This window comes from Veillonella sp. (genome assembly GCF_041333735.1).
Lineage (GTDB): Bacteria > Bacillota > Negativicutes > Veillonellales > Veillonellaceae > Veillonella.
The window spans coordinates 690,134-702,882 of sequence record NZ_JBGKFB010000001.1 but is presented as its reverse complement, the minus strand read 5'-3'; the positions used below and the strand labels follow the sequence as shown (position 1 = coordinate 702,882).

At 38.4% G+C, this 12,749-nt stretch carries 3 protein-coding genes; 2 read left to right on the top strand and 1 reads right to left on the bottom strand.

Going from position 1 to position 12,749, the window contains the following annotated elements:
- Positions 1-120: 120 nt before the first annotated feature.
- A complete protein-coding gene (locus ACDF53_RS03150; protein ID WP_370815451.1) occupies positions 121-1,746 on the bottom strand; it encodes a methyltransferase regulatory domain-containing protein in 1,626 nt (541 codons plus the stop codon).
- A 290-nt stretch (positions 1,747-2,036) separates the two neighbouring features.
- Between ACDF53_RS03150 and ACDF53_RS03145 the strand changes: the two genes are divergently transcribed.
- Positions 2,037-3,059 carry an inverse autotransporter beta domain-containing protein gene (locus tag ACDF53_RS03145; protein WP_370815450.1) on the top strand — a complete coding sequence of 341 codons (1,023 nt, stop codon included), beginning with the start codon at positions 2,037-2,039 and terminating at the stop codon, positions 3,057-3,059.
- 615 nt (positions 3,060-3,674) lie between these two features.
- Positions 3,675-12,692: an ESPR-type extended signal peptide-containing protein gene (locus ACDF53_RS03140; protein ID WP_370815449.1), complete on the top strand. Its 9,018-nt coding sequence runs from the start codon at positions 3,675-3,677 to the stop codon at positions 12,690-12,692.
- Positions 12,693-12,749 lie beyond the last annotated feature (57 nt).

Sequence of the window (12,749 nt, the reverse complement as noted above, 5' to 3'; positions counted from 1 at the left end):
TAAAATCCCGCTATCTTTATAGAGGAGAGCTGTTAGCTGTAGATAATCTATTGCTAAAGGTCCGTACACTCTCATGAGATAGCGGGATTTTATTATGTGCGTTAAAAAGTTATATAGTTGTTATTTTGTAAAATAGCCAAGGTATTCTAAGTGGACTAATACTTCATTTAAATATTGCTCACTAGGAACTTTATAGGTGTAACCATCTTTTGTGGTGCGATTGACTGTTAAATCAGATTCTACTAATTCAAGTAATTTAGCACGAGAGGTCGGTTGTGCTAATTGATTCATTACGTACAGTACACCGTTATCAACTTCATTATCCAGTTGGTTGTACATGTTACCTAAGGCCATGTACTTATTTCCGTCTTTCATAATTAGCGTATTCACATAATTGATAAAACGCTGTGGGATATAGCTTTCATTTTCAACAAATGGAGTCATAGGATAGGATTCACCAAAGATATTGATTTGACCCACAATGGTTAACAATAATAGGCGTTGATAGAGTTGAGCCATATTGATGTTATAGCCAGGGTATTGACTATTAATATGGTTGATAATACCTTGTACATTAAACTGTTTATGGGTGTCCATTAACTCTTTGATGGCAATGTTTACAGTATCAGTCCAGTCTTCTGGAATCCCTTTTTCATTTCTGGAATTGCCTACATAATACAAGCTATTTAGAATATCTTGCGTTACAGTTTCTTCGTGATTGATTTTGTCCTCGTTTGAAAGTTTTGTTAATAAACTCATGCGGAATTGTGTATCGTACACGTAGTCATAGAATTGCTCCTTATCTACATAGTTGTCATGAGATAAGGTTCTAATATTATTCGTAACATCGTCTGCAAGCCAAGTGATAAAAGAACGCTGTAATACTTCATCACCGATATAGGCACAACCCTGTTTGCGTGCTCGTTCAATGAAATCGGATACATATACAGGATCGTTGAAGGCTTCTAAATATTCGTGAGCTACATAGTAGTCATTGGAATTCAATACATTATGAATATTGTTAATCTTATAGGCCGATTGTGCACGGGATCGATCATCAATATTCATAGTGTCTGCTACCATTTTGAGTACGCTTTTAGTATATAAGGTACGTTCTAATAAATCCTGGTCTTTTGCTCGTTTTTCGGAGTATAACATGATATCTCGTAATTGTTCGAGACGTTTCCAACCTGGATACGTATTATACGATACATAGGCGATACCGTTATCCGATAAATTCACATTGCAAATACTTAGGATTTTGTCTTTCACCACATCTGGAACCCAGGACCAAATACCGTGAACGATAATATAGTCGAAGGTCCCGAAACTTTCATCGATATCGAGAATGTCCTTTTCTAATAAGGTCACATTTTTGAGGCCGATGGAGTTAATAATATCATTGCCGTGTTTTACTTGTACGCCGGATAGGTCGATGCCTGTGAAAGTAGTCTCAGGATAGTACAGTGCTTGTGGAACGATATTACCACCACAAGAGGCACCTAGTTCCAGTACGCGCGCCCCTTTTAGCGGCACTGGGTTAAGGCCGTACATTTTAGCCTTTGCCTGTAAGTTGTTAATATTTGTACTGGAAAACGGCTTAGATACGTAAAGGAAAGAGTCGTATGAGTTTTTTAACTCATCAATATCCCCTTGCAACTGTTCCGATATAACAGAACTAGTTGAAACGACTTGCTTTTCCTCTGCATTAGTTTTAGCTTTTTTATTTTTCTTATTCTTATTCATATATTTCCCCAATGATTACATGCATAGTATTAAATCATGAGATTAGTATAGCACATAATTGGAAACCATATCCAAAAAATTGGACATAATTTGAGCTGTTATTAAGGCTGAAGAGCAAAATAGGTTGGCGTTATAACATATCTAACGTAAGGGGTGATTAAATTAGTATTACTATATATATACTATTATAAAAACACTACCCCTTTGTAGAAGCTTGACAGTATACGTTTATATTCGTTACACTTATATATATTTCATTTTTAATTCATGAATTGTATGTGTAGAGAGATATGAAACGTATTGTGTGTATAGCCTTAGGGTGGTTGTTGTGTTATGGGACCACAGCAGCACAGGATAAGGTACAAGGAGAACAATTACATAAGGCGGCACAATTAGATACGTCGGCAGTGGAGATGGCGGATTTCCATATTACGCCATCTGCAACACCAGATCATGTCATTGGTCAAGGTGGACCTCTGGTTATGGATCGACAAGATACAAAGACGGTTCAGTATACTGATGTTGATGCGGTGAACCGTGCCATTAATGCGCTGGCCATGACAAACGTATCTAATGCGATGCATGGATCTAAGGGAAAACCATGGATGCGTCGGACCACATTGAGCTTTCAATTTCAACAAGACTGGAAACCTCTGTACTCTGTAGAGACCGTGCAGCCATTGGGGCATTATGACGATACGTCTCGTCAGGTGTGGTTTACGCAACAGCGTTTGTCACGAGCGACGGATATTGGTACCACGGTGAATGTAGGTGTTGGTTATCGTCGTATTTCAAAGGATGATCGTCATGTATATGGTGCCCATCTATTCTATGACCATCGATTCTTGCGGCATCATGACCGCCTTAGTGCGGGCCTTGAATATATGTCTGGTGAAAGCGAATTTAGATTTAATTGGTATGGATCGGCATCTGATGAGAGAATTCTTGATGCTAATCTTCATACATTAGAACGCGTATCGGATGGATATACCGTTGAGTATGGTAAGACCTTTACGAATGCAAGATGGGCTCGGATATATGTAGAAGGATATCATTGGAAACAAGTGCGACAAGCGGATAAGAATGGTTTGCGCATTGGCTCAGAATTACAACTCACACCGCGTGTGTCTGTTGATATGGGGTACAATAAACCTGAACATAGTTCTGGCAGTCCTTACGGTAAGATTACCTTCCGTCTAGCCGGTTCACCTATTGCTTGGTATGGTGGACAGCACCGTCTTAGTGAAAGCATAACGGTGCGAGCTAAAATGCTAGAACTAGTAAGGAGACAAAATACAATATGGGTAGAATAATCTAAAGATTGAATTATATATATAAAATAATATATGAATTTGATCCTATATAGATGTACCTAATATTTATATCGATAAATTTGGAATAATCTAAACAATGTATCTGAGGTTACATTCATAATATATTCATTTATAATAAACTGTGTTAAGTGCACAGTTAATAGGCCATGAGCGCTATAGTATGTAGTGCTCATGGCCTATTATTATTTAATTTTATATGAATATAAAATTAATATATCGATAAAAATTGAACTACATAAACATCTTAACTAAAGATTTATGAGAATTCCTAATAAATAAACTCAATTTTATTGAACTAAATCGAAAATAATAGAAAAATAAATTATAAATGTACAAAAAAATACGCAATATACAGAAAAAGTATTAATAATTTCTAAAATTATAAATAAGTTTGAAATTTTCATGATGAAAACATGAAGAAAACTATTTACAAAGTTTTCATTTTTTGTTATTCTATTCATGACACAAAATGAAGAGTAAATGAAAGTTACTCAGAATAACGTAAAAGTGTGTAAATATCTAACTTTCAGCTTATTAAACGTATTATATAAGGATTGTAATTGTGTCTAGTTTAAGAAAGGGGTTCATAGAAATATGAATAAGATCTTTAAAGTTGTTTGGAGCAAAACAAAAGAATGCTACGTTGTAGTATCTGAAGTAGCGAAAAACAATGGTGGTAAGAAAAAAGTGTTGGCTACTGTATTTGCAGCATTAGTTGCGACAGGTAGTATGGTGCCTGATTATGTAGACGCTGCTAATAATACTAGTGGTGGGGGGGTATCAACCGCTGATGCCTCTATTGCGATTGGTAGTGGTTGGGGTAACTCAGCGTATGCTAATAATAATTTCTCTATCGCAATTGGTGACCAAACCCATGCTAATGGCAAAGCAGCTATCGCTTTGGGGCGTCAAGCTAAAACAGATGGTGAAGAAGCATCTATTGCTATTGGTAACGAAACAGAAGCAACCGCCAAAGATAGTACAGCTGTTGGTTCTGGTTCTAAGTCAAGTGGTGAATATGCGGCTGCTTTGGGTTTCCAAACTAAGGCTACTGCAAACTATGCGACAGCTATTGGTTCTGGTGCAAGAGGCTATGCTGAAGATTCTCAAGCTATTGGCCGTGAAGCTGAAACATCAGCTGGTGCAACGCGTGCTATCGCCATTGGTACGTTATCAAAATCTTCTGGGAATTATGCAACATCTTTAGGGTCCTCTGCAGAAGCAACTGCTGAAAGAGCTATAGCTGTTGGTTATAAATCTAAAGCGGAAGCAGAAAGAGCGATTTCTGTTGGTAATTTAGCAAATGCTACTAAAAACGATTCTATTGCTGTTGGTAATAACTCTGCAGCCTCTGGACTAAATGCCTCTGCTGTTGGTAAAAACTCTAAAGCAAGTGGTCAAAGTGCTGCTGCATTTGGTGATACTGCACAAGCAACAAATACGAATGCAACTGCTGTTGGTAATCAAGCGAATGCATCTAATACTAATACAACAGCAATTGGTAATCAAACAGTTGCTTCTGGCGGTAATGCAACTGCTGTAGGTCATTTATCTCAAGCAACAGCTGATGGTGCTACAGCTATTGGTACAAATAACAAAGCTGGTTATGAAGGTACTGCAGTTGGTCTATCTAATACAGTAACTGGTCGTACATCTGCTGCATTTGGTCGTTCCAATACAGTATCTGGTAAGGAATCTCTTGCGGCTGGTGTTCGTTCCACTGCATCTGGTGAACACAACGTTGCAATTGGTTACCAAGCTGCAACTGATGGTAAAGCTACTGTTGCAATTGGTGAAGGTAGCAAAGCTGATATTGCAGACGGTGTAGCTCTTGGCTCTAACTCTGCGACTACTGCAGCTGCAGGTATTCAAGGCTTCAATCCAGCTGATTCTCGCACAAATACATATAGTGGTTTAACTGGTACAGCTCAAACCTCTACTCTTGGTGCTGTAGCTGTTGGTAATGGCGCTACAGCAACTCGTCAAATCACAGGTCTTGCAGCAGGTAAAGAAGATACTGATGCTGTTAACGTAGCTCAATTAAGAAGCGTTAACTTAAAATATGCTGGTAATAGTGGCAATAGCGATGTGCGATTAGAAAATGGTACATTGAATATTAAAGGTGAAGGTTTACTTTCTACATCTGCTGATTCAACTGGTATTACCGTAAAACTCACTAAAGGTGATGATATCGCTAAAGATAATGGTAAGGCGAAAGAACCTGCTAACAATGGCGTAGCTACAACACAAAACGTTGTACAAGCTATTAATAACTCCTACTGGAAAGCGACTGCTGGTGGTAACACAGATGGTACTCCAACTGTAGGAAATGTTAAACCTGGTACACAAGTTACTTATAGTGCAGGCGATAATCTAAAAGTAAAACAAACTATTGCTGCAAATGGTGATCAAGAATATAAATACTCCTTAAATGCAGATTTAAAAGGTATTAACTCTATTTCTAATACTACAACTGGTCCTACAATGACATTTGGTGGTAACTCCATCAATATCACTGGTGGTTCCTTAAATATGGGAAATTCTAAGATCACAAATCTTGCTCCTGGTACAGATGATAAAGATGCAGTTAACTATAGCCAAATTAAAGGCTTAAGAACTGAAGTTGTACAAGGTACTGGTGTTACTGTTGCGAAGACTCAAGGTGCTGATGGTCATGATATCTATACAGTATCTGCTAATGCAACAGGTGGCACAGCTTCCACTGAAAGCGTAGTTAAAAAAGCTGCTGCATCTGGCGATACAAACATTGCTGATGTTTCTGTTGCAGGTGGTAAAGCTGTAAATGATCCTGGTGCTCAATACGAAGTGTCCGTTTCTAAAAATGCGGTTAAAGATGCGGCTCGTGAAGCGGTGACAATCAATAATGGTGGTAATACTAATAATCCTATTACTGTAACACCAACTAAAGATGATCCTAATCACAACACATCTTATGCAGTTACATTCGATGGTGCTAAAGCAGCAAAAGTTATTCCTTTAACATACAAAGCTAATGGTGCTGGAGATAAAACAGTTACATTAGAAAAAGGTTTAGACTTTACAAATGGTACAAATACAACAGCAGAAATCGGTAATGATGGCGTTGTTAAGTACAATTTGAACAAAGATGTTGATTTGTCTGATACTGGTTCCTTAACAGTTGGTGGTACTACAGTTAATAATGGTGGTATTACAATTAAGGCACCTACAACTTCTGGTGCAACTACAACTGATGTTAAATTGACTAATACTGGCTTAGATAATGGCGGTAACAAAATCGTTAATGTTAAAGCTGGTGATGTAAGTTCCACATCAACAGATGCTGTTAATGGTAGCCAATTACATGCAGTAAAAGCTGCTGAACGTCATATTACACCTACTACAGCAACTCATCCTGCGTACACAGTAGATAATAATGGCGATGTAACATTGGATTATGTTGATGGTGATGGCAAGGCTACAACTGAAAAAGCTGTTATTAAAGGTATTGCTAACCGTGATCTTTCCAATATCTCTAATGCTGGCGAAACTAAGATTAAAAACTTAGCTAAGTCTGCTATTAATATGGAAGATGGTAAAAATACAAAAGCATCTAAACGTGATGTGAGTGGTGTAGATACATATAAAGTAGATGTTGAGGGCGATTTAACGGGCATTTCCTCCATCACAAATGGTGGTACAAACAACGGCAAAATTTCCTTTGGTCCAAATAAAACTGTTACTGTAGATGGTGATCATAGCATTACGCTTAATGCAAGCACAGGTAAGATTGGTGGTTTACAAAACTTAACATTTGATCCAACAAACTTCACATCTGGCCAAGCAGCTACAGAAGACCAATTGAAATCTGTGAATGATAAATTCAACAATAAAATTAATTTAGGCGCAGATGGTAACACAGAAACTACTAAACTTGCTTTAGATAATAACGGTGGTATTAAGTTCAACATTAAAGGTGACGGTTCTGGTACTGGTGGTGCTAATCAATACATCAGCACAACTGCTAATGGCTCTGATATCAAAGTAGATTTAACTGATGATGCAAAAGCGAAGTTAAATAAGTCATATGATGTAACTTCAACTGATAATTCAGTAACAGTAAAATCTACAACAACTAATGGTGTAACAACATTCGATTTGAAAGTGGCACCTGCTACTGGTACAACTTCTACTTGGGATATTAAATCCTCTGCAGATACTGCTAATGGTGGTGCAACTGCAACAGGTCATGAAGTAAACGCTAAAACGATTGAAAATACAAAAACCGTAGAAATGATCGCTGGTAAAAACTTAACTGTTAAACAAACTAGCGATACTAATGGTGCAAAAGTTGAATTTGCTCTATCCGATGAAATCACAGTTGGTAAAGATGGTGCTAATGGTGTTGACGGCAAAATTGGCGTAAATGGTAAAGATGGTGCATCCGTAGTTATCAATGGTAAAGACGGTTCTATCGGTCTAACAGGTCCTCGAGGTGCTAGTGCAACATTGAACGTAAAAGATGGTGTTCCTGGTGTCAATGGCGCTCCTGGTACTAATTTAACTCGTATCGTTTACACAGACAAAAATAACGTTGAACATGAAGTGGCAACACATGATGACGGTATGAAATTCGCTGGTGATGATGGTCAAGCAAATCAAGCAACAAATGCTAATGTTATTAAAAAGAAACTAAATAATGTTGTAGACATTATCGGTGGTGCTACTAAAGCTGATTTAACTGATAATAACATCGGTGTAAACAACGATGGTAATGGCAAATTGCTCGTTCAATTGTCTAAAAACCTTAATGGCATTAATACTATTAAAAATGGCAATACAACAATTACATTGAATAATGCTCCTGGTGGTGCTACTAATACACCTGCAGTAACAATCAGTGGTGGTGACTTATCCGTTGGCGGTAACAAGGTTACTAATGTGGATGATGGTACAGATAATAATGATGCAGTTAACGTAAAACAATTAAAAGCTGCCAAAACAGAAGTAGAAGCTGGTAAGAATGTAGTTGTTACATCTAAAACTAGTACAGCAGATGGTCATATTACATATACAGTAAGTGCTTCCACACCTGCTGTTTACACAAAACCAAATGGTGATAAGTTGGTTAAACAACCAGATGGCACTTTCAAAGAAGAAAATGGTACTGCATATAATGGTCCTGTAATCGCATCCTTCGAAGATGGCGCTGGTGCTACAACTGGTGGCAACATGATCGTTAACAACGTTGGTTCTGCTATTAAAAATCAAACTGGTGGCGATTTCTTAGCAAAATTGGATGCTGCTGCTAATACAACTACTGGTACTCCAAATGCAGCTGTTAATGTATCTGATTTGAAATCTACTGCTGATGCGTTGAAATCAAACGAATTGCACATTCGTCCAACTACATCTGGTCGTACAGGCGAAACTGTAAACCAAGGTGCTGGTGGTACAGCTGAAAGCTATAAATATGATGCTGCTACTAAATCTGTAACATTGAAATACAATGATGGTACAGGTGCTGGCGTAACTGGTACAGAAGCTAAGATCGATTTGTCCGATTTGGCTAACCAAATTACAAGCGGTTATACTTTCAAAGCGAATGCAACTGCAAACGGTGGTACTGTAGCTAATGATGCTACAACTCCAGCTGTTGCAACAACTGTTGAAAATAGTGGCACAATCAATTACGCAGCAGGTAAAAACTTGACTGTAAAACAAGATATTGATGCAACTGCAAAAACACATACATATACTTATAGCCTAAATAAAGATTTAACTAACTTAGATAAAGTTGTTGTTAATGGCGAAAATGGTACTAATGGTAAAGATGGTGTAACAATCATTGGACCACAAGGTGCAACTGGTGCTACTGGTACAAACGGTATCGACGGTAAAGTTGGTATCTCTGGTAAAGACGGTAAAGATGCAGTGGCTATTTCTGGTAAAGATGGCATTGGTACAATTGGTTTGACAGGTCCTCAAGGCCCTGCAGGTGCAGATGGTCGTGGTGTAGATATTACAACAGATCATGGTACACAAACACTTAATAAACCAGAAGCTAATAATGGTGGTAAATCTGAACGTATCGTATACGTACCAAAAGATAAAGATGGCAATCCATTAAAAGATGATGCTGGCAACACAATTAAACGTGAAGTTGCTACGATGGATGATGGTTTGAAATTCACTGGTAACAATGAATCTACTGAAAATAAACATAAGTTAGGTTCCTTGGTAAAAGTACAAGGTGAAGGCGTTACAGAAAATACAACGACTAATAAACTTGAAGCTAATGGTGAAGAATTTAAATCTGCATCTGGTAACATCGCTGTAGTTGCTGATAGCATTGATAAATTAACTGTTAAGTTGAACAAAAACTTAGCTGGTATCAATAAAATCTCCAATGGTGGTTCTTCCATTACATTGAATGATGCTCCTAGTGCAACAACACCTGCAGTAACAATCAAGGGTGGCAACTTATCCATGGGTGACGGCACAACTAACAATAAGATTGTGAACGTAGCTCCTGGTACAGAAGATACTGATGCTGTTAATTACAAACAATTGAAAGCAGCTAAAACAGTAGTAGAAGCTGGTAAGAATGTTGTTGTTACATCTGATACTACTGCAGCCGATGGTCATACTACTTATACAGTAAACGCTTCTACACCTGCTGTTTACACAAAACCAAATGGTGATAAGTTGATTAAACAACCAGATGGTACTTTCAAAGAAGAAAATGGTACTGCATATACTGGTCCTGTAATCGCATCCTTTGAAGATGGCACTGGTGCTACAACTGGTGGCAACATGATTGTTAATAACGTTGGTTCTGCTATTAAAAATCAAACTGGTGGCGATTTCTTAGCAAAATTGGATGCTGCTGCTAATACAACTACTGGTACTCCAAATGCAGCTGTTAACGTATCTGATTTGAAATCTACTGCTGATGCGTTGAAAGCAAATGAACGTCATATTGCTCCTACAACTGTGGCAGCTGGCTCTACTGAAACTAAAGGTGGTACAGCTAATGCTGCGGGTACTAATGTATATAAATATGATGCAGCTAGTAAAACTGTTACATTGACATACAATGATGGTAATGGCAATGCAGTAACTGATACTAAAGCAGTTATCGACCTCTCCAACTTGAGTACTGGTGGTACAGGTGCTTCTTCTTGGAATGTTAAATCCTCTGCTAACACTACAGATGGTGGTGCTGTTGGCGACAATCACAATGCAAATGTTCAAAATATCGCTGACACTAAAACTGTAGAGTTCCAATCCGGTAAAAACTTAGTAGTGAAACAAACTAATGATACTACTAATGGTAATGCTACTGTAGAATTCTCCTTAGCCGACAATATCGTGGCGGGTAAAGATGGAGCTAATGGTAAAGATGGCTCTGTTGGCGCAACTGGTAAAGATGGTTCTTCCGTAGTTCTTAACGGTAAAGATGGCTCCATTGGTATGACTGGTCCTAAAGGCCAAGATGGTAAAGATGGTATCAACGGCCGTGATGGTGCTGATATTTCTATTACATCTGCTAAAGGTGAACAAGTTCTTGTAAACCGTGATCCAGCTCATAATTCCGATACAGATAAAGCTGAACGTATTGTTTATGTACCGAAAGATGCTAGTGGCAATCCAATTCAAGATGCTAATGGTAAGAATATCGTACGTGAAGTTGCTACGATGGATGATGGCTTGAGATTCACTGGTAACAACACTGGTACAGAAAACAAACGTAAACTTGGTTCTCTAGTAAAAGTACAAGGTGAAGATGTATCTGCTGCCGATGAAGCTGCATTCCAATCTGCTGGTGGTAATATCGCAGTTACTGCTGATGGTACTGATACATTAACTATTCGCTTGAACAAAAACCTCAAAGGTTTAAACAGCATTCAACTTGGTGATAACACTATTAAGAGCAATGGTGATAACATCGAATTCACTACAAAAGGTGGCGATACTAAGACTGTAGCTACTACAGATCAATTATGGACTATCCAAGCTAATGGTGTAGATGTTCCTGCTAAATCTGGCAAGGTAAATCTTGTAGCTGGTGATCATATCACAATTACTCCTGATGCAGCTAATGGCAAAATGACAATCAGTGCAACTGGCTTTGGTTCTATGGATGGCTTCAATGTGAAAACATCTGCTGATGCAAATGGCACACACGCTGGTGATACAACAGAAAACATCAAAAATGGCAAAACTGTAGATATGCAAGCTGGTAAAAACTTGGTTGTTACTCAATCCAATGATGGTAATGGCAATACAACTGTTAACTATGCATTGAATAAAGATGTTGATCTTGGTACTAATGGTTCCTTAAAAACTGGCGATACTACTATCAACAACGACGGTTTCAAAAATGGTAACACTACAGTTGGTGGTAATGGCATGACTATCAATAACCCAACTGATCCAGCTAAGACTGTATCCTTAACTAAAGATGGTCTTAACAATGGTGGTAACCAAATTACTAATGTAGCATCTGGTGGCAATACGGATACAAACGGTGCTAACATCGGTGATGTTAAACGTATTGCTAAAGCTGGCGATACTCGTATCAAAGATGATACATACACAGTAGATAATACAGGTACTGTTGAATTAACGTATGTTGATGGCGCTGGTAAACAAGTAACAGACGCAGCTGGTAATCCATTGAAAGCAAAAATCACTGGTATTACAACACTTGATTCTACTCGTGTAAATGTTGCGGTTAATAAAACAGGCACTGGTGAAGTAGCTGGTTCCACAGCTCCTGTGAAAGTTACAAAAGGTACAGAGTTCGTAGCTGGTAACAACTTGATCGTTGAACGTAAAGCACATACTGGTAATGATTTAGACAACTCTGTTGTTTACTCCTTGAATAGCAACTTGACTGGTATTAACTCCATCTCTAATACAACTACTGGTCCTAAAATGACATTCGGTGGTAACTCCATCAATGTAACAAATGGCGATCTTAACATGGGTGGTAATAAAATTACTAACCTTGCTCCTGGTAAAGATAAAACTGATGCTGCTACCGTAGGTCAATTGACTAAAGTAACATCTAACAATCACTCTGTTGTAATTAATCAAACTACAGATGCTAATGGTGCTCCAGTTTATGACTTAGCTGTAACAGGTACTCCAGGTGCTCCTGCAGCTGACCCTCGTGTAGATATGCTTGGTGAAGAAATCGGTCGTGTAGGTGCTCAAGGTGCTGCTCTCTCCGCGTTGAAACCTATCCAATACGATCCATTGGAACCAACTCAAATCATGGCTGGTTACGGTAACTACCGTGGTAACTCCGCATTGGCTCTTGGCGTAGCTCATTACAAAAATGAATCTACATTAATCCATGGTGGTGTATCCTGGGCTGGTGGTTCTAGCCACATGATGGCGAACGCTGGTGTAACTTGGAAAGTTGGCAACCGTGATAGCGAAGCTGCTGTAGCAGATCGTTACCGCAAAGGCCCTATCAGCTCCGCTTATGCAATGCAACAAGAAATGGCTTCTGTAAAAGCTCAAAACGCTGGATTAAAGAGCGAAGTATCTGATTTGAAAGCTGAAAACGAACAAATGAAAGCTCAAATTGCTGCAATGATGGCAAAACTTGGTATGTAATCATTTGAGCGTGTAAGAACTAAGCAAACTATGGATGGTATGCGCTACCTTGTGTAG